The organism is Kosakonia sacchari SP1, from assembly GCF_000300455.3.
GTDB lineage: Bacteria > Pseudomonadota > Gammaproteobacteria > Enterobacterales > Enterobacteriaceae > Kosakonia > Kosakonia sacchari.
Window position 1 is genome coordinate 482,406 of record NZ_CP007215.2, and the last position, 25,180, is coordinate 507,585.

Sequence of the window (25,180 nt, forward strand, 5' to 3'; positions counted from 1 at the left end):
TTATTGCCCGCTGTGGCGGCAACGACGAGAAAAAATGATGAGTCTTAATCTGGTAAGTGAACAACTTCTGGCTGCGAACGGCCTGAGTCATCAGGATCTGTTTGCTATTCTCGGTCAACTGACCGCGCGTCGTCTTGATTACGGCGATCTCTATTTCCAGTCGAGCTATCACGAATCCTGGGTTTTAGAAGACAGCATCATTAAAGATGGTTCTTACAATATCGACCAGGGCGTGGGCGTGCGCGCCGTCAGTGGTGAGAAAACCGGTTTTGCGTATGCGGACCAAATCAACCTGCTGGCGCTGGAACAGAGCGCGCAAGCCGCGCGTACCATCGTGCGGGAAGAGGGCGATGGCAAAGTGAAAACGCTGGGTGCGCTCGAACATCCAAGCCTCTATACCAGTATCGATCCGCTGCAAAGCATGAGCCGTGAAGAGAAGCTCGATATTCTGCGCCGCGTGGATAAAACCGCGCGTGCAGCGGATAAACGCGTGCAGGAAGTCACTGCCAGTCTGACTGGCGTTTACGAACTCATTCTGGTGGCGGCGACCGATGGCACGCTGGCGGCGGATGTTCGCCCGCTGGTGCGGCTTTCCGTGAGTGTACAGGTTGAAGACGACGGCAAACGCGAGCGCGGTTCCAGCGGCGGCGGCGGTCGTTTTGGTTATGACTGGTTCTTGCAGGATGTGGATGGCGACGTTCGTGCGGATGCGTGGGCGAAAGAAGCCGTGCGCATGGCGCTGGTCAACCTTTCTGCTGTTGCCGCACCTGCGGGCACGCTGCCGGTGGTACTGGGCGCGGGCTGGCCTGGTGTGCTGTTGCACGAAGCAGTTGGACACGGGTTGGAAGGCGACTTCAACCGCCGTGGAACATCGGTATTTAGTGGCCAGATGGGGCAACTGGTGGCCTCAGAACTGTGTACCGTTGTGGACGACGGCACCATCGCCGATCGTCGCGGTTCTGTGGCGATTGATGATGAAGGAACGCCGGGCCAGTACAACGTGCTTATCGAAAACGGCGTGTTGAAAGGCTATATGCAGGACAAACTGAACGCGCGTCTGATGGGCGTCAAGCCGACTGGCAACGGGCGTCGTGAATCTTACGCGCATCTGCCGATGCCGCGTATGACCAACACCTATATGCTGGCGGGCAAATCAACACCGCAGGAGATTATCGAATCTGTCGACTACGGCATCTATGCCCCGAATTTTGGCGGCGGCCAGGTCGATATCACTTCCGGTAAATTCGTCTTCTCCACTTCTGAAGCGTACCTGATTGAAAAAGGTAAGGTTACCAAAGCGGTGAAAGGCGCAACGCTGATTGGTTCCGGTATTGAAGCGATGCAGCAGATCTCCATGGTGGGTAACGATCTGAAACTGGATAACGGCGTTGGGGTCTGCGGCAAAGAGGGGCAGAGCCTGCCGGTGGGTGTGGGCCAACCGACGCTGAAAGTCGATAACCTGACCGTCGGTGGTACGGCTTAACGCTTTTCTCACCCTCTTCGCAAGAAGGGGGTGACTCCTTCACACGCTGCGTCCCTGCATGCCCTGATACACCTTTGCCACTTCAATAAAGTACTCCGTCAGATAGTTAATACACACCTGCACTTTCAGCGGCAGCTTATCTTTTTCGGTATAGAGCGCATAAACCGGGCGCGGATCCGACTGGTAGCGCGGCAGCAGGATCTCAAGTTGACCGCTGTTGATCTCGTCGATCACCCACATTAATGGCACGAAGGCGATCCCGGCACCGGCGGTCAGCCATCGCGTGAGCGTCATCGGATCGTTAGTGACAAAACGTCCTTGCGGGATAAGCCGCGTGGCGATCCCTTCTGGCGCCACCAGCTCAAATTCATTATCCGGACGCACGCTGTATTCCAGCCATGAGTGGTTAACCATATCCGCAGGCTTTTCAGGAATGCCATACTGGGCGAGGTAGCTTTTTGCCGCGCAAACTACCATTGGCATCGCGCCAAGACGGCGGGAAAAGAGGCTGGAATCCTGCAGTGCGCCGACGCGGATCACCAGATCCAGACCGTCAGCAATCAGATCCGGCGCCGGGATCCCTGTGACGAGGTTTACCGACAGACCTGGATGCTCTTTGAGCATATCGGCGGTCATTTTTGCCAGCACATTTTGCGCCATGGTTGAAGAACTGCCAATGCGCAGCGTACCGATTGGGGTGTTGTTAAAGGCGTAAAGCTGTTCGTGAACGTCCTGCACTTCATGCAGCATCCGGCGGCAACCCTGGTAGTAAATCTTCCCCGCTTCGGTGAGGCCCAGGCTGCGCGTGCTGCGGTTCAGCAGCTTTACCTGCAACTCATCTTCCAGTTTGGCGACGGTCTGGCTGATGGAGGAAACACTCATTTGTAGCTGTCGGGCGGCGGCGGTAAACGAACCTAATTCCACCACTTTGGCAAACACCGACATGCGTTTTAGTCGTTCCATTATTCACTCTGAGTTAAAAGTGATTTAGATCACATAATATAGATAACAGCATAACAGTTACGTTAATATACTATCTATTAAGAATATTCACGTCACTCTCGCCTGGCTCTCCTTGCCCTTACTCCTGCGGTGACGTTAGAACGAATTGTCACCTGCACGCTGTCTAATCAAGGTCAACATGAGTCTGTTTCCCGTCATCGTGGTGTTCGGTTTGTCGTTCCCACCGATTTTTGTCGAATTAATTTTGTCATTGGCGATCTTCTGGCTGGTGCGCCGGGTGCTGGTCCCTACCGGGATCTATGACTTTGTCTGGCACCCGGCGCTGTTTAACACTGCGCTGTATTGCTGCCTTTTTTACCTGCTGTCGCGCCTGTTTGTTTGAGGTAGAAGTGAAAACACTAACAAGAAATATCTCTCGCACCGCTATCACTATGGTGCTGGTAATCCTGGCGTTCATCGCGATTTTCCGCGCCTGGGTTTATTACACCGAATCGCCCTGGACGCGCGACGCGCGCTTTAGTGCCGATGTCGTGGCTATCGCGCCAGATGTCACCGGGCTTGTCACCGCCGTCAATGTGCATGACAACCAACTGGTGAAAGAGGGCCAGGTGCTGTTCACCATCGATCAACCGCGTTACCAAAAAGCGCTGGCGGAAGATGAAGCAGACGTTGCCTATTACGAAGCGCTGGTGGCGGAGAAACGCCGTGAAGCCGGGCGTCGTAACCAACTGGGTGTTCAGGCCATGTCACGTGAAGAGATCGACCAGGCCAACAACACCCTGCAAACCGAGCTGCATCAATTAGCCAAAGCACAAGCAGCCCGCGATCTGGCGAAGCTGGATCTGGAGCGCACTATCATTCGTGCACCAGCCGATGGTTGGATCACCAACCTAAATGTGTACGCCGGTGAATTTATTACCCGGGGTTCCACCGCGGTGGCGCTGGTGAAACAACACACGTTCTACGTGCTGGCGTATATGGAAGAGACCAAGCTGGAAGGCGTGCGCCCCGGTTATCGCGCGGAGATCACCCCGCTTGGCAGCAATCTGGTATTAAAAGGCACGGTGGACAGCATCGCCGCAGGCGTCACGAACGCCAGCAGCAGTAATGACAGCAAAGGTATGGCGACCATCGATTCCAACCTTGAATGGGTGCGGCTGGCGCAGCGTGTGCCGGTACGTATTCGTCTCGACAAACAACCAGGCAATCTGTGGCCGGCGGGCACCACCGCGACGGTGGTGGTGACGGGAAAATCCGATCGTGATGAAAGCCAGGATTCGTTCTTTCGCAAAATGGCGCATCGCCTGCGTGAGCTGGGGTAATCGCTATGGGGCTGTTATCCATTGCCAGCCAGCATTTGCGTTTTGCTTTCAAGCTGGCCTTTGCCGTGGTGCTGGCACTGTTTGTTGGCTTTCACTTTCAGCTTGAAACCCCGCGTTGGGCGGTATTAACCGCGGCGATTGTCGCGGCGGGCCCCGCTTTTGCCGCCGGTGGCGAGCCCTATTCCGGGGCGATTCGCTACCGGGGGATGTTGCGTATTGTCGGCACCTTTATCGGCTGTATTGCCGGGCTGGCCATCATTATTATGCTGATCCGCACCCCGCTTCTGATGTTAATGGTGTGCTGTGTCTGGGCCGGGTTTTGTACCTGGCTCTCGTCGCTGGTGCGTGTTGAAAACTCTTACGCCTGGGGGCTGGCGGGTTACACCGCGTTGATTATTGTTGTCACTATCCAGACGGAACCCCTGTTGGCACCGCAATATGCCGTTGAGCGGTGCAGTGAAATCGTGGTGGGCATTCTCTGCGCCATTGTCGCCGATCTGCTCTTTTCTCCGCGCTCCGTCAAACAGGAAATTGACCGCGAGCTGGATAGCCTGCTGCTGGCCCACTATCAACTGATGCAGTTGTGTATTAAGCATGGCGATAGCGAAGAGGTGGACAACGCCTGGGCTGCGTTGGTGCGCCGTACCACTGCACTTGAAGGGATGCGCAGCAATCTGAATATTGAGTCTTCCCGTTGGGGACGCGCTAACCGCCGTCTGAAAGCGATCAATACCCTGTCGCTGACGCTGATCACCCAGGCGTGTGAAACGTATCTGATTCAGAACACTCGCCCGGAGCTTATCACTGATACGTTTCGCGAGCTGTTTGCCGAGCCGGTCGAGAACGTGCAGGAGATGCACAAGCAGTTAAAAAGAATGCGTCGGGTCATCGCCTGGACCGGTGAGCGGGAAACGCCGGTCACGATTTATAGCTGGGTGGGTGCGGCGACCCGCTATCTGCTGCTGAAACGCGGTGTTATTGGCAACGCGAAAATCAGCGCCGTTGAAGAAGAGGTATTGCAGGGCGAAGTAGTGGTGAAAGCCGAATCAGCTGAACGTCATCATGCGATGGTTAACTTCTGGCGCACCACGCTTTCTTGCATGCTGGGCACGTTGTTCTGGCTGTGGACTGGCTGGACTTCCGGCAGCGGTTCGATGGTGATGATCGCGGTAGTCACGTCGCTGGCGATGCGTCTGCCGAACCCAAAAATGGTGGCGAAAGACTTTATCTACGGCATGTTATGGGCGCTGCCGATTGGTTCGTTCTATTACCTGGTTATTCTGCCATCGACGCAACAAAGCATGCTGCTGCTGTGTATTAGCCTGGCGGTACTGGCGTTCTTTATCGGTATTGAAGTGCAAAAACGGCGGTTGGGTTCAATGGCGACGCTGGCGGGGACCATTAATATTCTGGTGCTTGATAATCCGATGACCTTTAAATTCAGCCAGTTTCTTGATAACGCGCTGGGGCAGCTGGTTGGCGTGGTTCTGGCGATGGTTGTGCTTTTGCTGGTGCGTGATAACTCGCAAGCGCGCACCGGGCGCATGTTGTTGAACCAGTTTGTTTCCGCTGCCGTTTCGGCGATGACCACGAATACCGCGCGCCGCAAAGAGAACCACTTGCCCGCGCTGTATCAACAGCTTTTCTTGCTGCTGAATAAATTTCCAGGTGATATCGCGAAGTTCCGTCTCGCGCTGACGTTGATTATTGCGCACCAGCGCCTGCGGGATGCGCCTGTGCCGATCAATGATGATCTTTCGGCGTTTCATCGCCAGTTACGGCGTACGGCGTCACAAGTGATATCGGCGGGCAGCGACACGAAACGTCGTCGTTACTTCACCCAGTTACTGGAAGAACTGGATATTTACCAGCACAAGCTACATCACTGGAACGCGCCGCCGCAGGTTACCGAGCCGGTAAACCGGCTAACAGGTATGTTGCACAAATACCAACATGCGCTGACCAGCAGTTAATGCCAAACCGACGCCAAAAGCGTCGGTTTTTTTATGGCTATACTTTCTAAGAGTTTTTATAAACTGCAGATCAGGAGGACAAATGACAACGCAGTCACTGCAGGACAATGCGCTTTTTCAGACCGGCTATCTGGTGGATGGGGTCTGGAAAACGCTGGATACCACATTTGACGTTCTGAATCCGGCTACGGGCGAAACTATCGCGAAAGTCGCCAAAGCAGGCAAGAAAGAGACAGAAGAAGCCATTGCCGCCGCAACGCGCGCTTTTCCCGCATGGCGGGCGAAAACCGCGAAAGAGCGCTCGACCATTTTGTACCGCTGGTATGAATTGATCATTGAAAACAAAAGCTGGCTTGGCAGATTGATGACCACTGAGCAGGGCAAACCATTGAAAGAAGCTGAAGGTGAAGTCGACTATGCCGCCAGCTTTATTCAGTGGTTTGCTGAGCAGGCGAAACGCGCCAACGGTGAAATTATCCCGCCCATCAAACCCGGCTCACGCATTCTGGCGACGCGAGAACCCATTGGCGTGGTAGCCGCGATTACGCCGTGGAATTTCCCAATGGCGATGTTGACCCGCAAGCTTGGGCCCGCCCTGGCTGCAGGCTGTACCGGCGTTATCAAACCGGCAAATAACACGCCGCTTAGCGCTTTTGCGTTGCTGGCGCTGGCGAAAAAAGCCGGTGTGCCGGACGGCGTGCTGAACGCCGTTGCCGGGAACACGTCTGAAATCAGCGATGCGATTATGGCCAGCCATGACGTGCGCAAAATCTCGTTCACCGGCTCGACGGCGGTGGGAAAAACGTTGGTGCGCAACGCGGCTGAAACCATGAAAAAAGTGTCGATGGAGCTGGGAGGGAATGCGCCTTATATCGTGTTTGAGGATGCTGACATTGACGCGGCGGTGCAGGGTGCTATCGCCAATAAATTCCGTAATGCGGGGCAGGTGTGCGTCAGCGTCAACCGCTTCTACATCCATGAATCTGTCTACGATACCTTTACGCAAAAACTGACAGAGGCAGTTAATGCATTAAAAGTGGGGAATGGTCTGGATGAAGGGGTGGTTGTCGGACCGCTGATTGAACGCGCTGCGGTGGACAAAGTGCGCGAGCACGTCGACGATGCCGTCGCCAAAGGGGCGAAAGTATTGGCCGGCGGTAAACCGCACAGCCTCGGCGGAAACTTCTGGCAGCCAACGGTGCTGGGTGATTGCAGCGATGGCATGAAACTGGCGCAGGAAGAGACGTTTGGTCCGGTAGCTGCCTGTTTCCGTTTCACCAGCGAAGAGGAGGTGGTGCAGCGTGCCAATGCAACACCGTTTGGTCTGGCCGCCTATTTCTATACGCAGAACCTGCAGCGGGTATTCCGCGTTTCGCAGGCGATCGAAAGCGGCATGATTGGCATTAACGAGTGCGCGGTATCAACGGAGCTGGGGCCGTTTGGCGGGGTGAAAGAGTCTGGTCTCGGTCGGGAAGGTTCGGTGCTGGGGTTGGAAGAGTTTCTGGAAGTGAAAACTCTGCACCTTGGGGGATTGTAATCATGTGGGCGGCGTTTGCCGCCCTGTTGGGCTGATGGCGGAAAATGAATATCTACACTTTCGATTTTAAACATATTGACGATCAAAGTGCTTTCTACCGCGAGTTTAGCCGCCAGTTCGCTATTGAGCGCGAGAAAGTTCACGATCTGGATTCCCTGTGGGACACGGTGATGGATGGTGCGCTGCCTTTGCCGCTGGAAATTGAATTTATTCATCTGCCGGAAAAACAGCGCCGCCGTTTTGGCGCGTTGATCCTGCTATTTGATGAAGCGGAAGAGGAGCTGGAAGGCGAGCTGCGGTTTAATGTGCGGTGAGCGAAGGCAAAAAAAAGCCCCTGACAGGCAGGGGCAAGTCGTCGGACAAGACGACGAGGGTTTATTTATACAGTTCAGCCGTAACGTGGGTGCTATCACCCGTACGCGCTTCAATAATACGGTAGCTGCTCGCGCCAGCCTGATCGGCTTTAGCAGAGAGCTCCTGGCGAATGTCCATCGGGACGCCCGCTCTTTGGGAAATAGAAACACTGCCGATGGATTGCAGGTTGCTGGCTTGATCACTGTTAACAAGCGTTGCGGCGCTTGCGCCGAAAGAGATCAGTGATGCAAGGCCAAGGGATGCGATGATGAGATTACGTTTCATTGTCTGTCTCCTTAAAAGAGACTCAACGGCGAGAAGGATTAAACTGCTTTTTTTTGTGCCTGGTGCCGTTGAGTGACGGTTAGATAGGGTTATCGGTAAAACTTATTTATACAGCTCTGCGGTGGCGTGCCACTGGTCGCCGCTACGTGCTTCAATGATGCGGTAAGCTGACGCACCTTGTTCTTCCGCTTTTTTGCTCAGTTGCGCGTTCATGTCCATCGGTGATGCGGTGACAGAACCGATAGAAACAGTACCCAGTGACTGGCGAGATTGCGCCTGTTCCGCGTTGATGGAGTCCGCCGCGAAAGCGCCAAATGACAGGGCTGAAAGGATACTCAGTGTTGCAACGGTTGATTTGATATTCATGTCTCTTACCTCGTCGTATTCTTTTCTTTAAATTTTTCGCAGGGTCTTGTTTCGTGACCCTCATCACAAAATCAAGTATACACTAGTCACGCAAATAATTAATACCAAGCTAATTATAACTATGATGAATGGGAATAGGATTTGCAGTTTTATATTGCAGAAAAGCATAAAAAAAAGCGCTCAGGTAAAAATTTAGTTAGCGATAGTTAAGAAAATCATATGGATAGATGAATTTGATTTTTTGTGCGGTGGTATACGCTGGGAAAGTGAAGTGAAACCATAAATCGCACTAACTGCTAAGTTAGCGGTAGGGGAAAAGTCGAGTTATGGGGCAAAAAGCCAAACATTCCCCCGCGAACGAAGCCGGGGGAGAGGCGCTAATTACAGTTCTTGTTCGAACAGGACCAGTATGGCTTCGTAGAGATCTTTAACCGTGAAGCCTTTGGCTGGCGTGGTGAAAATCGTGTCATCCCCGGCGATGGTGCCAAGAATGCCTTCCGCTTTGCCCAGAGAGTCCAGCAGACGCGCAATCAGCTGCGCAGCGCCGGGGCTGGTGTGGATCACCACGACGGCATCGTTGTAATCGATATCCAGCACCAGGTTTTTCAGCGGGCTGGAGGTCGTGGGCACACCCAGTTCGATTGGCAGGCAGTAGACCATTTCCATCTTCGCGTTGCGCGTGCGCACCGCGCCGAATTTGGTCAGCATGCGAGAGACTTTAGACTGATTGATATTGTCGAAGCCCTCTTCCTGCAGAGCCTGAACAATTTCTCCCTGAGAACTGAATTTCTCTTCTTTAAGAAGCGCCTTAAACGCTTTAACTAATTCTTCTTGTTTTGCCGAGCTTCGCATAAGTCACCCGTAATATGGCCGTGAAAACAACATTATTATGCATATTGATGAATTTTTATGCAAATATTCTCGCGAGGGAATTTCTGAAAACTGCTGAGAAGGCGCGAAGTTTATCAAATCCTGTGATGAAGCACAGCCACATGTGTCTTACGTCGCAAATAAGATTAAAAAGTAAATTAAATGTTATAAAGTTGATGTTATTTTGGTGAATATCGCAGCTATATTATAAACTCTGAGTGTTAGTTGCTTAGATTGCCGATCTGACGGTCATATCCATCCTTATATAAGATCTTAACAGTGGGCTGCGCCGCACTATTTTGGCGCGTTTATTGTCATAATTACCAGGGTGGATTAAGGTCGCCGCAACGGAGTAACAAAATATTTAGCTAACCATAATAAGGAGTTTAGGATGAAAGTCGCAGTCCTCGGCGCGGCCGGCGGTATCGGTCAAGCGCTCGCCCTACTACTGAAAACACAACTGCCTTCAGGTTCAGAACTCTCTCTGTATGATATTGCACCTGTAACCCCTGGGGTTGCCGTTGACCTCAGCCATATTCCTACCGCTGTAAACATTAAAGGTTTCTCCGGCGATGATGCGACGCCCGCGCTGGAAGGCGCCGATGTGGTGCTGATTTCCGCAGGTGTGGCGCGTAAACCGGGTATGGATCGCTCCGACCTGTTTAATGTCAACGCTGGTATCGTGAAAAACCTGGTCGCTCAGGTGGCGAAAACCGCGCCAAAAGCCTGTATTGGCATCATCACTAACCCGGTAAACACGACAGTCGCGATTGCCGCTGAAGTGCTGAAAAAAGCCGGTGTATACGATAAGAACAAGCTGTTTGGCGTGACGACGCTGGACATCATCCGTTCCAACACCTTCGTGGCAGAGTTGAAAGGCAAACAGCCGACAGATATCGAAGTTCCGGTTATCGGTGGTCACTCTGGTGTGACAATCCTTCCGCTGCTGTCGCAGATCCCGGGCGTAAGTTTCAGCGAGCAAGAAGTTGCCGATTTGACAAAACGCATTCAAAACGCCGGTACCGAAGTGGTGGAGGCGAAAGCGGGTGGCGGTTCAGCAACGCTTTCCATGGGCCAGGCCGCCGCACGTTTTGGTTTGTCGCTGGTGCGCGCGCTGCAGGGCGAGCAAGGCGTTGTTGAGTGCGCTTATGTGGAAGGTGACGGTGAGTATGCGCGTTTCTTCTCGCAGCCGCTGCTGCTGGGTAAAAACGGTATTGAAGAGCGCCATGCTATCGGTAAGCTCAGCGCGTTTGAACAGCAGTCGCTGGAAGGCATGCTGGATACGCTGAAAAAAGATATTCAGCTTGGCGTCGATTTCGTTAATCGTTAAGCCTTGTTGTCCTGCACGTGCGGGAAGAAAAAACCGGAGCCTGTTGCTCCGGTTTTTTTATGGAACTCAATTGGTTGCCGGGTATTCCTGAATCGTGACCTTGAAGGTGAGTTTCTTGTCATCGCGCATGACCTCGACTGGAATTTCCGAGCCAGGACGGATTTCCGCCACTTGATCCATGGTTTCGAGGGCGGAAACCGCCGGTTTTCCATTCACCGAGGTGATCACATCATTGACCTGAATCCCCGCGCGCGCCGCCGGACCATCCGGCGAAACTTCGTTGACGACAATCCCCTGGATCGGATCGATACCGCCGCCCTGAGTATGCAACGGCGCGATCTCACGGCCGCCAATGCCGATATAGCCACGGATCACGCGGCCATCGCGGATCAATTTATCCATGATTTTGGTCGCCAGTTGGAAGGGAATGGCGAACCCGATGCCTTCCGGCGTTTCACCGTCATTACTTTTATCAAACGACAGAGTGTTGATTCCCATCAATTCACCCAGCGAATTCACCAGCGCGCCGCCGGAGTTACCGTGGTTAATGGACGCGTCGGTCTGCAGAAAGTTTTGCCGCCCGCTGGGATTCAAACCAATACGACCCGTGGCGCTAATAATCCCCTGAGTCGTTGTTTGACCAAGGTTATACGGGTTACCGATCGCCAGTACCACATCGCCGATATGCGGCGTGCGCTTTGTATTGATGGGGATCACCGGCAAACCGCCGTTAGCGTTGATCTTTAATACCGCCAGATCGGTCAACGTATCCGACCCTACCAGCAACGCTTCAAACACCCGGCCATCCTGCAGCGCGACAATGATTTGATCCGCATCGTTGATCACGTGTTTGTTAGTGATGATATAGCCGCGTTGATCCATGATGACGCCGGAACCGAGCGTACGAATTTCGAGACGGTCATGGGTGGAGCTATTCAGGCTACGGTTATAGACGTTCACTACCGCAGGCGCTGCGCGACGAACCGCCGGGTTATAGCTGGCAGGCGTTTCATCGGCGCTGTCGATTTGCGGCGTCGCGAGCGGAATGTTTTTACGCAGCGAAGGCATGGCGACGATGATCAGACCACCGACGACCAAACCGATTGCCACGGAACGTAAAAGCTTCACATACATGATGGGATAGTCATTAAAAGGAGAACGGCAGCAGCATAACATGAGTTATCCGGACATCACACGCGGGCGGTGATGTCCGGCGATAGAATTACTTAGCGCAGCAGCAGATAGATACTGTCGTTGCCTCGCACGATATGCAGCGCCATCACGGAAGGTTTCGCTTCCAGCACTTTGCGCATTTCCGCAATCGACTGTACGCGATCCCGGTTAACGCCAATGATCACATCATCTTTGTGCAGGCCAGCCTGCGCAGCGGCGCTGCCTTTTTCCACATTACCGACGGTGATGCCTTTGGTGCCATCTTTCAACTGACCATCACTCAGCTCCGCGCCTTGCAGCGACGGGGAGATCAACTCGGCACTGGCAGAGGATGAGGTGCTTTTATCGAGCGTCACTTCAACATCCAGTGGTTTGCCGTCGCGCAATATCCCCAACTTCACCTTCGCTCCCGGTTCTGTGGTCGCAATACGTGAACGCAGTTCAGCGAAGCTGCTCAACGGCTTACCGTTCAGGCTAACAATCACATCACCCGATTTGATCCCCGCTTTCGCCGAACCCGAATTTGGCAACACTTCACTGACAAATGCGCCGCGCTGCACGTTCAGGTTAAAGGCTTTGGCGATATCCGCGCTCATTTCGGTGCCTTTAATGCCCAGTAGACCGCGTTTGATTTCACCAAACTGAATCAACTGGCGAGAGAGGGTTTGCGCCATATTGCTTGGAATCGCAAAACCGATGCCGACGCTGCCGCCGCCCGGTGCGAGTATCGCCGTGTTAATGCCGATAAGTTCGCCGTTCAGGTTGAGCAGCGCGCCGCCGGAGTTGCCACGGTTAATGGAAGCATCGGTCTGGATAAAGTTTTCCAGCCCTTCAAGGTTCAGGCCGCTGCGACCCAGGGCAGAAACAATCCCGGATGTGGCGGTTTGTCCCAGGCCGAAGGGGTTGCCGACGGCAATAACGAAATCGCCGACGCGCAGCTGATCGGAATCGGCGATGGCAATTTGTGTCAGATTGCTCGCATTTTGTAGTTGCAGCAGCGCGATGTCGCTCTGATCGTCCCCGCCAATCAATTTGGCTTCGAATTCACGTCCATCATTCAACTGTACGTTGATTTTTTGTGCCTGGTTAATCACGTGGTTATTGGTCAGCACGTAACCTTTAGCGGCGTCGATAATCACCCCGGAACCAAGGCCTTCGAACGGCTGAGGCTGCTGCTGGGGTTGATCCGGCATCTCTTCGCCGAAATATTTTTTCAGCTCTTCAGGGACTTTCTGGCCTTGTACCGCTGTGCCTTCTACCTGCACGCTGACAACCGCCGGCAGAACCTTTTCCAGCACGGGTGCGAGGCTGGGTAATGCTCCCTGACCAGGGACTTGTGACGGCATGGCCGCAAAGGTCTGAAAGGGTGCCGAGAGAATTAACCCGACACTTAACGCAAATGCACTCAACAGCTGGGTTTGTTTCTTCATTGATGCTGGCTCTCGTAACCTGAAGTGGAAGGAATGACGCCCCAAAACAGTTTGATGTTATTGAAATTTCAACCGCGTAACAATGAGGTGAATGACTAAATAATAGCTGCGATGCGCAAGAAGGGACGGGCGCAAGGAGCGCGCCCGTAAATATTTCAGAAGTGTTCGATTACTTACGGCTGGCACCGCCGCGCAGCAGGCCGGATGCACCTTCAGAATAGTCGCGCGGGATCTGCACCGGCGCCTGATCGTTGCTGGCTTCGGACTCGGCCAGACGGTTGCGGAACGGGTTCTCTTCCGCAGACATTTCCGGCAGCAGGCTGGACGAACTTTTCGCCATATGCTGATAAAGCTGGCGGTAATCGTGCGCCATGTTATCCAGCAACTCAGCGCTGCGGGCAAAGTGGCTTACCAGCTCTTCGCGATACTCTTCAAGTTCCGCTTTGTTCTTTTCCAGCTCGTACTGCAAGGCCTGCTGTTGGCGCAATTTGCGGTTTCCGAAACGCATACCCACGGCACCAATAATAATGCCGACAACCAACCCAATTAGCGCATATTCCCAGGTCATGAACTTCTCCCGTTGTTTTTTGATTCCGTAGGGTGTGGGCTGCAAGCTCCTGCCTGCGCCTGATTGTGCCACTATAACCGCTAATTGTGCAGAAGTGGAATCCTGACGCAGCATCGCGTAGTGTAGAACGGCCTTTTTTTCGTCAACCCTGTGGGGGCGGATCGATTTTCAAGGAATAACAACAACACCATGCAGAGCCTTTCCCCAACATCGCGATATTTAAATGCCCTGAACGAGGGTAGCCATCAACCGGATGATGTGCAAAAAGAAGCCGTCTCGCGGCTGGATGTCATTTACCAGGCATTGATTAACCGCAGCGCACCCGCCGCGTCGCAAAGTGGCGGTTTGATGGCGAAGTTTGGCAAGCTGCTCGGCAAACGTGAGCTTAAAGAAGCCGCACCCGTGCGCGGCCTCTATATGTGGGGCGGCGTAGGGCGTGGAAAAACCTGGCTGATGGACTTGTTCTATCAAAGCTTGCCCGGCGAGCGTAAACAGCGTCTGCATTTTCACCGCTTTATGCTGCGCGTCCATGAAGAGTTGACTTCTCTACAGGGGCAAAGTGATCCGCTGGAAATCGTGGCTGACCGCTTTAAAGCCGAAACCGATGTGTTGTGCTTTGACGAATTTTTTGTGTCGGATATCACCGATGCCATGCTGCTTGGTGGGCTGATGAAAGCGCTGTTCGCACGTGGTATTACGCTGGTGGCGACATCGAACATTCCGCCGGATGAGCTGTACCGTAACGGTTTGCAGCGGGCGCGGTTTTTACCCGCTATCGACGCTATTAAGCAGTTTTGCGACGTCATGAATGTTGACGCGGGTGTGGATTACCGGCTGCGTACCCTGACGCAGGCGCACCTGTGGTTAACACCGTTAGATGCCAGTACCACTCAGCAGATGGACAAATTGTGGCTGGCGTTGGCGGGTGCGGCACGACAAAACGCGCCGGAACTAGAGATTAATCATCGACCATTGCCTACGCTGGGTGTGGAAAACCAGACGCTGGCGGTGTCGTTTTATACCCTCTGCGTGGATGCCCGCAGTCAGCATGACTACATTGCGCTTTCACGGCTCTTTCATACGGTGATGTTATTTGATGTGCCGGTGATGACGCCGCTGATGGAGAACGAAGCGCGCCGGTTTATCGCGCTGGTGGATGAGTTCTACGAGCGTCACGTGAAACTGGTGGTTAGCGCTGCGGCAGCGTTGCATGACATTTACCAGGGTGAACGGCTGAAGTTTGAGTTCCAGCGCTGTTTATCTCGTTTGCAAGAGATGCAGAGCGAAGAATATCTGAAACGCGCGCATATGCCCTGATGCGGCCTTGCCTTCTTTTATTGCCAGAGGGCGACAAAACCTGCGTCAAATCACGAAAAGGGGTCGATCTTTGACCCCGACTTCTCTATAATCCTGCGACCCCACGTTACAAGAAGGTTTTTTTCCCGAAACTTTCTCTGCGCCGGCATAGGCTATTCGAAGGGGTAGGTTTGCTGGACAATGTCGTGTGAACCTCAACTGACTAAACGTTTGGGTGTTCACCAACGTGTAACTAATTATTTGGGTAAGCTTTTAATGAAAACTTTTACAGCTAAACCAGAAACCGTAAAACGCGACTGGTATGTTGTTGACGCGACCGGTAAAACTCTGGGCCGTCTGGCTTCCGAACTGGCTCGTCGCCTGCGCGGTAAGCATAAAGCGGAATACACTCCGCACGTTGATACGGGTGATTACATCATCGTTCTGAACGCAGAAAAAGTTGCTGTAACTGGCAACAAGCGCGAAGACAAAATGTACTACCACCACACCGGCCACATCGGTGGTATCAAAGAAGCGACCTTTGAAGAGATGATTGCTCGCCGTCCTGAGCGTGTGATTGAAATCGCGGTTAAAGGCATGCTGCCAAAAGGCCCGCTGGGTCGTGCTATGTACCGTAAACTGAAAGTTTACGCTGGCAACGAGCACAACCACGCGGCACAGCAACCGCAAGTTCTTGACATCTAATCGGGATTATAGGCAATGGCTGAAAATCAATACTACGGCACTGGTCGCCGCAAAAGCTCCGCCGCTCGCGTGTTTATCAAACCGGGCAACGGTAAAATCGTAATCAACCAGCGTTCGCTGGAACAGTACTTCGGTCGTGAAACTGCCCGCATGGTAGTTCGTCAGCCGCTGGAACTGGTCGACATGGTTGAAAAATTGGACCTGTACATCACCGTTAAAGGTGGTGGTATCTCCGGTCAGGCTGGTGCGATCCGTCACGGTATCACCCGCGCTCTGATGGAGTACGACGAGTCCCTGCGTTCCGAACTGCGTAAAGCTGGCTTTGTCACTCGTGACGCGCGTCAGGTTGAACGTAAAAAAGTCGGTCTGCGCAAAGCACGTCGTCGTCCGCAGTTCTCCAAACGTTAATTGGTTTCTGCTTCGGCAGAACGATTGGCGAAAAAACCCGGTGCGAACCGGGTTTTTTTATGGATAAAGATCGTGTTATCCACAGCAATCCATTGATTATCTCTTCTTTTTCAGCATTTCCAGAATCCCCTCACCACAAAGCCCGCAAAATCTGGTAAACTATCATCCAATTTTCTGCCCAAATGGCTGGGATTGTTCATTTTTTGTTTGCCTTACAACGAGAGTGACAGTACGCGCGGGTAGTTAACTCAACATCTGACCGGTCGATTAAGTCCGGTAGCAGTAAATTCTGAATATATACCTGGAGGTTTTCATGGCTGTCGCTGCCAACAAACGTTCGGTAATGACGCTGTTTTCTGGTCCTGTGGACATCTATAGCCATCAGGTCCGTATCGTGCTGGCCGAAAAAGGTGTCAGCTTCGAAATTGAGCACGTGGAAAAGGATAATCCTCCTCAGGATCTGATTGACCTCAACCCGAATCAAAGCGTACCGACACTTGTAGATCGTGAACTCACCCTGTGGGAATCACGCATCATTATGGAATATCTGGACGAGCGTTTCCCGCACCCGCCGTTAATGCCGGTTTACCCGGTGGCACGTGGCGAGAGCCGTCTGTACATGCATCGTATTGAAAAGGACTGGTATTCGCTGATGAATACCATCCAGAACAGCAGTGGCGCACAGGCGGACGCGGCGCGTAAACAGCTGCGTGAAGAGCTTCTGGCGATTGGCCCGCTGTTCACCCAGAAACCTTACTTCCTGAACGACGAGTTCAGCCTGGTTGACTGCTACCTCGCACCGCTGCTGTGGCGTCTGCCGGTACTGGGTATCGAACTGAGCGGTGCCGGTGCGAAAGAGCTGAAAGGGTATATGACGCGCGTTTTCGAACGTGATTCCTTCCTTGCCTCTCTGACAGAAGCCGAGCGCGAAATGCGCCTGGGCCGGGGTTAATTGCATGGATTTGTCACAACTGTCTCCACGCCGTCCGTATTTACTGCGGGCCTTCTACGAATGGCTGCTGGATAACCAGCTTACGCCGCATCTGGTTGTTGATGTGACGTTGCCGGGCGTACGCGTGCCGATGGAGTATGCGCGTGACGGGCAGATCGTGTTGAACATTGCGCCGCGTGCGGTTGGCAATCTGGAACTGGCGAATGACGAAGTGCGTTTCAACGCGCGCTTCGGCGGCGTTCCGCGTCAGGTTGAAGTGCCAATGGCTGCCGTGCTGGCGGTTTATGCCCGTGAAAACGGCGCCGGTACGATGTTTGAACCGGAAGCCGCGTACGATGAAGAGGCCGTCAGCCTGAATGATGACGACAATACTTCAGCGCAGGAAAACGAGACGGTGATGTCGGTTATCGACGGTGATAAACCCGATCACGAAGACGATCACGATAACAGCCCTGATGACGATCCGCCGCCGCGCGGTGGGCGTCCATCGCTGCGTGTGGTTAAGTAACCTGGAAAGCAGAACCTGACGGTTCTGCTTTTTTTTACCTTTAAAATGCGTATAAAAAAGGAGGCCGAAGCCTCCTTTTTGGTCGCTACATGGATATTACACTTCGAGGTAGTTCAGGATGCCGTCTGCCGCCTTACGGCCTTCGGCAATCGCCGTTACCACCAAATCGGAGCCACGCACGATATCGCCGCCGGCAAAGATTTTTGGATTGCTGGTCTGGAACGCATTTTCGCTGCCTTCTGGCGCAATCACACGGCCCTGCGAGTCCAGCTCAACGCTGTGTTTTGCCAGCCACTCCATGCTGTGTGGGCGGAAACCAAACGCCATGACAACAGCGTCAGCCGGAACCACATGTTCGGAACCGGCAACAATTTCCGCACGGCGACGGCCTTTCGCATCCGGCGCGCCCATTTCGGTGCGTGCCATCTTCACGCCGCATACTTTGCCGTTAGCATTGATTTCAATGCCCAGCGGCTGCACGTTAAACTGGAATTCGACGCCTTCTTCACGCGCGTTTTTCACTTCGCGTTTCGAGCCTGGCATGTTCTCTTCGTCACGGCGATAGGCACAGATAACGTGCGTCGCGCCCTGGCGCACTGACGTACGCACACAGTCCATCGCGGTATCGCCACCGCCAAGCACCACAACACGTTTGCCTTCCATGCTGACATACGGTTCTTCCGGCGTTTCGCCAAACCCCATAATCTGCTTGGTGTTAGCGATAAGGAACGGCAGCGCATCAAACACGCCGTTCGCGTCTTCATTTTCCAGCCCGCCGCGCATCGACTGATAAGTCCCGACGCCCAGAAACACCGCATCGTACTCTTTCAGCAGCTCGTCAATCTGCACGTCGCGACCTACTTCGGTGTTGAGTTTGAACTCAATACCCATGCCGGTGAAAATTTCACGACGGCGGATCATCACCTCTTTTTCCAGCTTAAAGGCCGGAATACCGAAGGTCAGCAGGCCGCCGATCTCCGGGTGGCGATCGAACACCACCGCTTTCACGCCGTTACGGGTCAGTACATCGGCACAGGCCAGGCCTGCCGGGCCTGCACCGATAATCGCAACGCGTTTATCGGTTTGTTTCACGCCGGTCAAATCCGGGCGCCAGCCCATTTCGAACGCTTTATCATTGATATAGCGCTCAATGTTGCCGATGGTTACCGCGCCAAACTCGTCGTTCAACGTACAGGAACCTTCACACAGCCGGTCTTGCGGGCAAACGCGGCCGCACACTTCCGGCAGGGTGTTGGTCTGATGCGACAGCTCAGCCGCTTCAAAAATACGCCCCTCATTTGCCAGTTTCAGCCAGTTCGGGATGTAGTTATGCACCGGGCATTTCCACTCACAGTAAGGGTTGCCGCAGGAGAGGCAGCGATCTGCCTGTGCTTTGGCCTGGCCTTCTGAAAACGGCTCATAGATTTCAACAAATTCAATTTTACGGATCTTCAGCGCTTTCTTCGGCGGATCAACGCGCTGCAAGTCGATAAACTGGTATACGTTCTGACTCATTGCTACCCCTTACTGCGCCTGCACACGCAGCTCTGCTGCGCTACGACTACGGTGACCCAACAGTGCTTTCACATCGCTGGACTTCGGCTTAACCAGCGCGAATTTGCTGGAGAAAGCTGGCCAGTTCGCCAGGATCTCTTCGCCGCGCTGCGAACCGGTATGCTGCACATGCTCGGTGATAAGGCCACGCAGGTGCTCTTCATGGATGGCGAGGTCATCGACGCTCAGCACTTCCACCAGTTCCGGGTTCACGCGTTTACGGAATTCACCATCTTCATCCAGCACATAGGCGAAGCCGCCTGTCATCCCCGCACCAAAGTTAACGCCGGTTCTACCTAACACGCAGACGATGCCGCCGGTCATATATTCACAGCCGTTATCGCCGATACCTTCCACCACGGTGATAGCGCCAGAGTTACGGACCGCGAAACGCTCGCCCGCACGGCCTGCAGCGTACAGACGACCGCCGGTTGCGCCATACAGGCAGGTGTTACCAATAATGCTCGCTTCGTGGCTGCGGAAAGCAGAACCAACCGGTGGACGTACCGCCAGCAAGCCGCCAGCCATACCTTTACCCACGTAGTCGTTAGCGTCACCCGTCAGATACAGCTCCACGCCGCCAGCGTTCCAGACGCCGAAGCTCTGGCCTGCGGTGCCGCTAAAGTGCGCTTTGATCGGATCTGCCGCCAGCCCCTGGTCGCCATGTGATTGCGCGATATAACCCGACAACAACGCGCCAACGGAACGGTCAGTATTGCGAATATCGAACCAGAAGGTTTTGCTCTGCTTCTCATCGACAAACGGTTTCGCCTGTTGCAGCAACTGGGCATTCAGCACGCCATTATCAAACGGCGGGTTGTGCTCGGTGCAGTACAGCGCTTTGCCCGGATGCGGTTCTGCCGTCTCCAGCAGTTTCGACAGATCCAGTTTTTGCTGCTTGGCGGTAAAGCCATCCAGCTCTTTGAGCAGATCGGTGCGGCCAATCAAATCCACCAGACGTTTCACGCCCAGTTGCGCCATCAGCTCGCGGGTTTCACGGGCGATAAATTCAAAGTAGTTGGTCACTTTGAACGGCAGACCGTGATAATGGTTTTTACGCAGCTTCTCATCCTGGGTTGCAACACCCGTCGCGCAGTTGTTCAGGTGACAAATTCGCAGATATTTACAGCCCAGCGCCACCATCGGGCCGGTACCGAAACCAAAGCTTTCCGCACCCAGAATCGCCGCTTTGATGATGTCCTGGCCGGTTTTCAGACCGCCATCCACCTGCAAACGGATTTTATGACGCAGGCCGTTAGCCACCAGTGCCTGTTGGGTTTCAACCAGGCCAAGCTCCCACGGACAGCCGGCATATTTCACCGAAGAGAGCGGGCTTGCGCCGGTACCACCGTCATAACCGGCGATAGTGATAAGGTCAGCGTAGGCTTTCGCCACGCCGGTTGCGATGGTGCCAACGCCCGGTTCGGAAACCAGTTTGACGGAGATCATCGCTTTCGGGTTGACCTGTTTCAGGTCGAAAATCAGCTGCGCCAGATCTTCGATAGAGTAAATATCGTGGTGCGGCGGCGGGGAAATAAGTGTAACGCCAGGAACCGAGTAACGCAGTTTGGCGATGTACGGCGTGACTTTATCACCCGGTAACTGACCGCCTTCGCCCGGTTTTGCCCCCTGAGCCACTTTGATCTGAATAACATCCGCGTTGACCAGGTACGCAGGCGTAACGCCGAAACGACCAGAGGCTACCTGTTTGATGCGCGACACTTTATTGGTGCCGTAGCGCGCCGGATCTTCGCCGCCTTCGCCGGAGTTGGAGAATCCGCCGAGGCTGTTCATCGCTTCCGCCAGCGCTTCGTGCGCTTCCGGGCTCAGTGCGCCGATGGACATTGCCGCGGTATCGAAGCGTTTAAACAGCTCCGTCGCTGGTTCAACATCTTTCAGGCTCACCGCGTCGCCGTTTGGCGTAATCGCCAGCAAATCGCGCAGCGTTGCCGCCGGGCGCTCGTTCACCAGCTTCGCGTATTGCTGATAATCGCTGTATTCGCCGCTTTGTACCGCTTGTTGCAGCGTGCGCACCACATCCGGGTTGTACGCGTGGTACTCACCGCCGTGGACATACTTCAGCAAACCACCTTGCTCCAGCGGCTTACGTGCCAGCCATGCGCGTTTGGAAAGGTTCAGCAGATCCTGCTGGAAGTCAGCAAATCCGGCTCCGCCGATACGGCTGACCACGCCCTGGAAGCACAGACCGGAAACGTCATCGTGCAGGCCGACGGCTTCAAACAGTTTCGAACAGCGGTAAGAGGCGATAGTCGAAATGCCCATTTTGGACATGATCTTGTACAGCCCTTTGTTGATGCCGTTACGGTAGTTCAGCATCACCGTGCGGTAATTTTTCTCGATGGCTTTACTGTCCACCAGTTTCGCCAGCGTTTCATATGCCAGGTACGGGTAGATTGCCGTCGCGCCGAAGCCCAACAGCACCGCGAAGTGGTGCGGATCACGGGCGCTTGCGGTTTCGACAATAATGTTGGCGTCGCAGCGCAGGCTCTTATCCACCAGGCGGGTCTGAATCGCGCCAACGGCCATCGGTGCCGGAACTGGCAGACGGTTTTTGGCGATATTACGGTCAGAGAGCACCAGCAGAACCGTGCCGTTACGCACCATCTGCTCGGCTTTGTCGCACAGCGCTTTGATGGTTTCTTCCAGCGTGGTTTCGGTGGCATCGAAAGTGATATCGAGCGTATCGGCGCGGTAGTGTTCCTCTTTCATCGTCGTCAGCTGTTTGAAATCAGAGAACAGCAGGATCGGCGATTTAAAGCTCAAACGGTGCGCCTGACCTTCCGCTTCGCAGAAGACGTTCATCTCGCGGCCAATGCTGGTCGCCAGCGACATCACGTGCGCTTCACGCAGTGGGTCGATAGGCGGGTTGGTGACCTGCGCGAACTGCTGGCGGAAGTAGTCATAAATGATGCGCGGCTGGCTGGAGAGCACGGCAAACGGCGTGTCATCGCCCATTGAGCCGACCGCTTCCTGGCCGTTTTCGCCCAGCACACGAATCACTGAATCGAGCTCTTCGAAGCTGTAATTAAACTGTTTCTGGTAGCTTGTCAGCAGGTCATCGTCCATTTCGCGCGTGCCGACTTCTTCATCCGGCAGATCTTCGAATGGCACCAGGCGGCGGACGTTTTTCTCCATCCACTCTTTGTAAGGGTGGCGGCTTTTCAGATCGTCATCGGTTTCGGCGGAGTGCAGAATGCGCCCGCCGCGAGTATCGATAACCATCAGTTCGCCAGGGCCAACGCGGCCTTTTTCGACCACTTCATCCGGCTGGTAATCCCAAATCCCCACTTCAGAGGCGCAGGTGATCAGCTTGTCTTTGGTGATGACATAGCGCGCCGGGCGCAGGCCGTTGCGGTCGAGGTTACACGCGGCGAAACGCCCATCGGACATCACGATGCCCGCCGGGCCGTCCCACGGCTCCATATGCATGGAGTTAAAGTCAAAGAAGCTGCGCAGATCCGGATCCATCTCCGGGTTGTTCTGCCATGCTGGCGGCACCAGCAAACGCATGGCGCGCACAATATCCATGCCGCCTGCCAGCAGCAGCTCGAGCATGTTATCCATTGAACTGGAGTCGGAGCCGGTTTCGTTGACGAATGGCGCGGCGTCATGCAAATCCGGGATCAGCGGCGTCTGGAATTTGTAAGTACGCGCACGCGCCCACTGGCGGTTACCGGTAATGGTGTTGATTTCACCGTTGTGCGCCAGGTAGCGGAACGGCTGCGCCAGCGGCCAGCGCGGTACGGTGTTGGTGGAGAAGCGTTGGTGGAACAGGCAAATGGCTGATTCCAGACGCAGATCCGCCAGGTCCAGGTAGAAGCGCGGCAGATCCGCCGGCATACACAGACCTTTATAGATGTTCACCAGATTCGAGAGGCTACATACGTAGAACTCTTTATCTTCCTGCAGGCGCTTTTCGATGCGGCGACGGGCGATAAACAGGCGGCGCTCCATATCGCGCGGACGCCAGCCCGCAGGGGCGTTAACAAAAATTTGCTCAATACGAGGCAGCGAGGAGAGGGCGATTTCACCGAGTACCCCTTCGTTGGTTGGCACATCGCGCCAGCCGACAATCGACAGGGTCTCACGTTGAAGTTCTTCTTCTACAATACGGCGCGACGCGCTGGCTTTTTCGGGATCCTGGTTCAGGAACAACATACCAACGGCGTAGTTTTTGGCTAAGCGCCAGCCGCGTTCTTCCGCAACGATACGGAAAAAACGATCGGGTTTTTGCAGCAGCAGGCCGCAACCGTCGCCGGTTTTGCCGTCAGCGAGAATCGCGCCGCGGTGCTGCATTCGGGCCAGTGCGTGAATAGCGGTACGCACTACCTTGTGGCTAGGTTCGCCTTCTATGTGGGCGATCAGGCCGAAACCACAGTTATCTCTCTCAAGAGATTTATCGTACAACATATCAGTGAACCTCCCCAGGCTCTACGAGAGCCCCTCCAGAACGTTACGCACAGGCACAAAAAGAGCATGGCGACGGGGCAATTGCCTCGCATGTCGCCCTCTTTAATTTCCTTTTCGCATCGATACACAAGTGTTGAGGACTTGCTTAAGAGGGAATCTCAATTACTGCATAAATATGATGAGCAGACTGCTCATCCAGAAAGCTTCCAGCGGATTCCCAAGTTATCGGGAATCCGTACACAGGTCAAATGCCGAGCTTATTTATACAAAAATGTGCTAAACAATGTTTATTTTATTGATAAGTAAGGTTATTTAAGGATTTTTACATTCAATGAACGCGTTACTAAGCGGCAGCAGAGTGTGATCTGACTCACTATGTAAAAGCGCTGTTTCTGATGTTCTATTCTGAGTGGGGTTTTAATGGCAGATTTTTATTCTGCCATGCGCGTCAGAGTTGCATGAACGCACTGTTTTTCACGCGTGATAGTATTTCTGCAAAATAACGCAGCGACATAAGGAAAAGTAATCGTCTTTAGGGTGAATGAAATTGCGATTATATTGACTGATTATGCAATGAATAAAAGCCTTCCCGGGCGATTGATCCAGGTCATCGCCGACGAAAGCTAAAAGTGGCAGGCTACGCCCTTTTATTTGGGCGGCCTCTCAGATTATGCAGTTACAGAAATTAGTCAATATGTTTGGTGGGGATCTTGCCCGCCGCTATGGCGAAAAAGTCCATAAACTGACCTTACATGGCGGTTTTAGCTGCCCTAATCGCGATGGCACTATTGGTCGCGGTGGTTGCACTTTCTGTAATGTCGCCTCTTTTGCTGACGAAGCGCAGCAGCATCAATCCATTGCCGCACAACTTGCTCACCAGGCACAGTTGGTGAACCGCGCCCGGCGTTATCTCGCCTATTTCCAGGCGTACACCAGCACCTGGGCTGAAGTGCAGGTGCTGCGCGCGATGTACCAGCAGGCGGTCAGCCAGGCGAATATTGTCGGCTTGTGTGTGGGAACACGCCCGGACTGCGTACCGGAAGCCGTGCTGGATTTGTTGTGCGAATACCGCGAGCAAGGTTATGAAGTGTGGCTGGAGCTGGGTTTGCAGACTGCACATGATAAAACGCTGCATCGTATCAATCGTGGGCACGACTTCGTCTGTTATCAACACACGACGCGGCAAGCCCGCAAACGCGGCCTGAAAGTCTGCGCTCATCTTATCGTCGGATTACCCGGCGAGCGCCACGTGGAGTGCCTGGAGACGATACAGCGCGTTGTAGAGACCGGCGTCGACGGCATCAAGTTACATCCTTTACATATCGTGAAAGGCAGCATTATGGCGAAGGCGTGGGAAGCGGGGCGCCTGAATGGAATAGCACTAGAAGAGTACACCGTGATTGCCGGCGAAATGATTCGCCATACGCCGCCGGAGGTTATTTTCCACCGAGTTTCCGCCAGCGCACGCCGACCAACATTGCTTGCCCCGCTGTGGTGTGAAAACCGCTGGACGGGAATGGTCGAGCTGGATCGCTACCTGAAAGAACAGGGCGGGCAAGGTTCTGCGCTGGGGCGTTGCTGGCAATTACCTGCCTAATCTCATCGCGAAACACTAATCACCTCTGCATTTTTCGCACAAGCTTCAACGCCTTGCTCAGAATTGAGTATTATT

Annotated in this window: 22 protein-coding genes; 13 read left to right on the forward strand and 9 right to left on the reverse strand. The window is 54.0% G+C overall.

Features of this window, described 5'->3' with window-relative positions:
• The first annotated feature begins 37 nt into the window (after nucleotides 1-37).
• Nucleotides 38-1,483, forward strand: a complete 1,446-nt coding sequence (tldD, locus tag C813_RS25315) for a metalloprotease TldD (RefSeq protein WP_017457294.1) — start codon at nucleotides 38-40, stop codon at nucleotides 1,481-1,483.
• Between the two features lie 39 nt (nucleotides 1,484-1,522).
• Here the strand turns inward: tldD and aaeR are convergent, their stop codons facing one another.
• The gene (aaeR, locus tag C813_RS25320) at nucleotides 1,523-2,446 is read right to left on the reverse strand and encodes an HTH-type transcriptional activator AaeR (protein WP_017457295.1); all 924 of its coding nucleotides are present in this window, start codon (nucleotides 2,444-2,446) and stop codon (nucleotides 1,523-1,525) included.
• Between the two features lie 178 nt (nucleotides 2,447-2,624).
• Here aaeR and aaeX point away from each other — a divergent pair, with 178 nt between their 5' ends.
• The 5 genes from aaeX (at nucleotide 2,625) to C813_RS25345 (ending at nucleotide 7,592) form a co-directional block, all read left to right on the forward strand.
• The gene (aaeX, locus tag C813_RS25325) at nucleotides 2,625-2,828 is read left to right on the forward strand and encodes a p-hydroxybenzoic acid efflux pump operon protein AaeX (RefSeq protein ID WP_017457296.1); all 204 of its coding nucleotides are present in this window, start codon (nucleotides 2,625-2,627) and stop codon (nucleotides 2,826-2,828) included.
• Between the two features lie 7 nt (nucleotides 2,829-2,835).
• Nucleotides 2,836-3,768, forward strand: a complete 933-nt coding sequence (gene aaeA / locus C813_RS25330; RefSeq protein WP_017457297.1) for a p-hydroxybenzoic acid efflux pump subunit AaeA — start codon at nucleotides 2,836-2,838, stop codon at nucleotides 3,766-3,768.
• A gap of 5 nt (nucleotides 3,769-3,773) precedes the next feature.
• Nucleotides 3,774-5,741, forward strand: a complete 1,968-nt coding sequence (aaeB, locus tag C813_RS25335) for a p-hydroxybenzoic acid efflux pump subunit AaeB (RefSeq protein ID WP_017457298.1) — start codon at nucleotides 3,774-3,776, stop codon at nucleotides 5,739-5,741.
• Nucleotides 5,742-5,823: 82 nt separating this feature from the next.
• Complete coding sequence (locus C813_RS25340; RefSeq protein ID WP_017457299.1) at nucleotides 5,824-7,278, forward strand: NAD-dependent succinate-semialdehyde dehydrogenase; 1,455 nt, start codon at nucleotides 5,824-5,826, stop codon at nucleotides 7,276-7,278.
• Between the two features lie 44 nt (nucleotides 7,279-7,322).
• Nucleotides 7,323-7,592 (forward strand): barstar family protein, encoded by a 270-nt coding sequence (locus C813_RS25345; RefSeq protein WP_017457300.1) that lies wholly within the window; start codon nucleotides 7,323-7,325, stop codon nucleotides 7,590-7,592.
• 61 nt (nucleotides 7,593-7,653) lie between these two features.
• Here the strand turns inward: C813_RS25345 and yhcN (C813_RS25350) are convergent, their stop codons facing one another.
• The 3 genes from yhcN (C813_RS25350) to argR all read right to left on the reverse strand — a co-directional run bounded on the left by yhcN (C813_RS25350) (nucleotide 7,654) and on the right by argR (nucleotide 9,135).
• Nucleotides 7,654-7,917, reverse strand: coding sequence for a peroxide/acid stress response protein YhcN (gene yhcN / locus C813_RS25350; protein WP_017457301.1), 264 nt, complete (start codon nucleotides 7,915-7,917; stop codon nucleotides 7,654-7,656).
• Between the two features lie 102 nt (nucleotides 7,918-8,019).
• Nucleotides 8,020-8,283: a peroxide/acid stress response protein YhcN gene (gene yhcN / locus C813_RS25355; RefSeq protein ID WP_017457302.1), complete on the reverse strand. Its 264-nt coding sequence runs from the start codon at nucleotides 8,281-8,283 to the stop codon at nucleotides 8,020-8,022.
• 381 nt (nucleotides 8,284-8,664) lie between these two features.
• Nucleotides 8,665-9,135, reverse strand: coding sequence for a transcriptional regulator ArgR (gene argR, locus C813_RS25360; protein WP_017457303.1), 471 nt, complete (start codon nucleotides 9,133-9,135; stop codon nucleotides 8,665-8,667).
• Between the two features lie 409 nt (nucleotides 9,136-9,544).
• On the opposite strand from argR, the gene mdh reads away from it, so the two are divergent.
• Nucleotides 9,545-10,483 (forward strand): malate dehydrogenase, encoded by a 939-nt coding sequence (mdh, locus tag C813_RS25365; RefSeq protein WP_017457304.1) that lies wholly within the window; start codon nucleotides 9,545-9,547, stop codon nucleotides 10,481-10,483.
• Between the two features lie 66 nt (nucleotides 10,484-10,549).
• Here the strand turns inward: mdh and degS are convergent, their stop codons facing one another.
• The 3 genes from degS to zapG form a co-directional block, all read right to left on the reverse strand.
• Nucleotides 10,550-11,617, reverse strand: coding sequence for an outer membrane-stress sensor serine endopeptidase DegS (gene degS, locus C813_RS25370; RefSeq protein WP_017457305.1), 1,068 nt, complete (start codon nucleotides 11,615-11,617; stop codon nucleotides 10,550-10,552).
• A 92-nt stretch (nucleotides 11,618-11,709) separates the two neighbouring features.
• The gene (gene degQ / locus C813_RS25375) at nucleotides 11,710-13,086 is read right to left on the reverse strand and encodes a serine endoprotease DegQ (protein ID WP_017457306.1); all 1,377 of its coding nucleotides are present in this window, start codon (nucleotides 13,084-13,086) and stop codon (nucleotides 11,710-11,712) included.
• Between the two features lie 169 nt (nucleotides 13,087-13,255).
• Nucleotides 13,256-13,654 (reverse strand): Z-ring associated protein ZapG, encoded by a 399-nt coding sequence (gene zapG, locus C813_RS25380; RefSeq protein ID WP_017457307.1) that lies wholly within the window; start codon nucleotides 13,652-13,654, stop codon nucleotides 13,256-13,258.
• A gap of 189 nt (nucleotides 13,655-13,843) precedes the next feature.
• Here zapG and zapE point away from each other — a divergent pair, with 189 nt between their 5' ends.
• The 5 genes from zapE to sspB all read left to right on the forward strand — a co-directional run bounded on the left by zapE (nucleotide 13,844) and on the right by sspB (nucleotide 17,523).
• Nucleotides 13,844-14,971, forward strand: coding sequence for a cell division protein ZapE (zapE, locus tag C813_RS25385; RefSeq protein WP_017457308.1), 1,128 nt, complete (start codon nucleotides 13,844-13,846; stop codon nucleotides 14,969-14,971).
• A gap of 255 nt (nucleotides 14,972-15,226) precedes the next feature.
• Nucleotides 15,227-15,655: a 50S ribosomal protein L13 gene (rplM, locus tag C813_RS25390; RefSeq protein WP_004868222.1), complete on the forward strand. Its 429-nt coding sequence runs from the start codon at nucleotides 15,227-15,229 to the stop codon at nucleotides 15,653-15,655.
• A 15-nt stretch (nucleotides 15,656-15,670) separates the two neighbouring features.
• On the forward strand, nucleotides 15,671-16,063 hold the full coding sequence (gene rpsI, locus C813_RS25395; RefSeq protein WP_000829818.1) for a 30S ribosomal protein S9: 393 nt from the start codon (nucleotides 15,671-15,673) through the stop codon (nucleotides 16,061-16,063).
• A 313-nt stretch (nucleotides 16,064-16,376) separates the two neighbouring features.
• The gene (gene sspA, locus C813_RS25400) at nucleotides 16,377-17,015 is read left to right on the forward strand and encodes a stringent starvation protein SspA (RefSeq protein WP_017457310.1); all 639 of its coding nucleotides are present in this window, start codon (nucleotides 16,377-16,379) and stop codon (nucleotides 17,013-17,015) included.
• A 4-nt stretch (nucleotides 17,016-17,019) separates the two neighbouring features.
• Complete coding sequence (sspB, locus tag C813_RS25405; RefSeq protein ID WP_017457311.1) at nucleotides 17,020-17,523, forward strand: ClpXP protease specificity-enhancing factor; 504 nt, start codon at nucleotides 17,020-17,022, stop codon at nucleotides 17,521-17,523.
• Between the two features lie 96 nt (nucleotides 17,524-17,619).
• Here the strand turns inward: sspB and C813_RS25410 are convergent, their stop codons facing one another.
• Both C813_RS25410 and gltB read right to left on the reverse strand, forming a co-directional pair.
• Nucleotides 17,620-19,038: a glutamate synthase small subunit gene (locus C813_RS25410; protein WP_017457312.1), complete on the reverse strand. Its 1,419-nt coding sequence runs from the start codon at nucleotides 19,036-19,038 to the stop codon at nucleotides 17,620-17,622.
• 9 nt (nucleotides 19,039-19,047) lie between these two features.
• Nucleotides 19,048-23,508 (reverse strand): glutamate synthase large subunit, encoded by a 4,461-nt coding sequence (gene gltB, locus C813_RS25415; RefSeq protein WP_017457313.1) that lies wholly within the window; start codon nucleotides 23,506-23,508, stop codon nucleotides 19,048-19,050.
• A gap of 670 nt (nucleotides 23,509-24,178) precedes the next feature.
• Between gltB and C813_RS25420 the strand changes: the two genes are divergently transcribed.
• Nucleotides 24,179-25,105, forward strand: coding sequence for a TIGR01212 family radical SAM protein (locus C813_RS25420; RefSeq protein WP_017457314.1), 927 nt, complete (start codon nucleotides 24,179-24,181; stop codon nucleotides 25,103-25,105).
• Nucleotides 25,106-25,180 lie beyond the last annotated feature (75 nt).

Bases quoted from the DNA above. Each gene is read 5' to 3' on its own strand.
- tldD (WP_017457294.1), top strand. From the start codon at position 38: ATGAGTCTTAATCTGGTAAGTGAACAACTTCTGGCTGCGAACGGCCTG.
- aaeR (WP_017457295.1), bottom strand. From the start codon at position 2,446: ATGGAACGACTAAAACGCATGTCGGTGTTTGCCAAAGTGGTGGAATTA.
- aaeX (WP_017457296.1), top strand. From the start codon at position 2,625: ATGAGTCTGTTTCCCGTCATCGTGGTGTTCGGTTTGTCGTTCCCACCG.
- aaeB (WP_017457298.1), top strand. From the start codon at position 3,774: ATGGGGCTGTTATCCATTGCCAGCCAGCATTTGCGTTTTGCTTTCAAG.
- C813_RS25340 (WP_017457299.1), top strand. From the start codon at position 5,824: ATGACAACGCAGTCACTGCAGGACAATGCGCTTTTTCAGACCGGCTAT.
- C813_RS25345 (WP_017457300.1), top strand. From the start codon at position 7,323: ATGAATATCTACACTTTCGATTTTAAACATATTGACGATCAAAGTGCT.
- yhcN (WP_017457301.1), bottom strand. From the start codon at position 7,917: ATGAAACGTAATCTCATCATCGCATCCCTTGGCCTTGCATCACTGATC.
- yhcN (WP_017457302.1), bottom strand. From the start codon at position 8,283: ATGAATATCAAATCAACCGTTGCAACACTGAGTATCCTTTCAGCCCTG.
- argR (WP_017457303.1), bottom strand. From the start codon at position 9,135: ATGCGAAGCTCGGCAAAACAAGAAGAATTAGTTAAAGCGTTTAAGGCG.
- mdh (WP_017457304.1), top strand. From the start codon at position 9,545: ATGAAAGTCGCAGTCCTCGGCGCGGCCGGCGGTATCGGTCAAGCGCTC.
- degS (WP_017457305.1), bottom strand. From the start codon at position 11,617: ATGTATGTGAAGCTTTTACGTTCCGTGGCAATCGGTTTGGTCGTCGGT.
- degQ (WP_017457306.1), bottom strand. From the start codon at position 13,086: ATGAAGAAACAAACCCAGCTGTTGAGTGCATTTGCGTTAAGTGTCGGG.
- zapG (WP_017457307.1), bottom strand. From the start codon at position 13,654: ATGACCTGGGAATATGCGCTAATTGGGTTGGTTGTCGGCATTATTATT.
- zapE (WP_017457308.1), top strand. From the start codon at position 13,844: ATGCAGAGCCTTTCCCCAACATCGCGATATTTAAATGCCCTGAACGAG.
- rplM (WP_004868222.1), top strand. From the start codon at position 15,227: ATGAAAACTTTTACAGCTAAACCAGAAACCGTAAAACGCGACTGGTAT.
- rpsI (WP_000829818.1), top strand. From the start codon at position 15,671: ATGGCTGAAAATCAATACTACGGCACTGGTCGCCGCAAAAGCTCCGCC.
- sspA (WP_017457310.1), top strand. From the start codon at position 16,377: ATGGCTGTCGCTGCCAACAAACGTTCGGTAATGACGCTGTTTTCTGGT.
- sspB (WP_017457311.1), top strand. From the start codon at position 17,020: ATGGATTTGTCACAACTGTCTCCACGCCGTCCGTATTTACTGCGGGCC.
- C813_RS25410 (WP_017457312.1), bottom strand. From the start codon at position 19,038: ATGAGTCAGAACGTATACCAGTTTATCGACTTGCAGCGCGTTGATCCG.
- gltB (WP_017457313.1), bottom strand. From the start codon at position 23,508: ATGTTGTACGATAAATCTCTTGAGAGAGATAACTGTGGTTTCGGCCTG.
- C813_RS25420 (WP_017457314.1), top strand. From the start codon at position 24,179: ATGCAGTTACAGAAATTAGTCAATATGTTTGGTGGGGATCTTGCCCGC.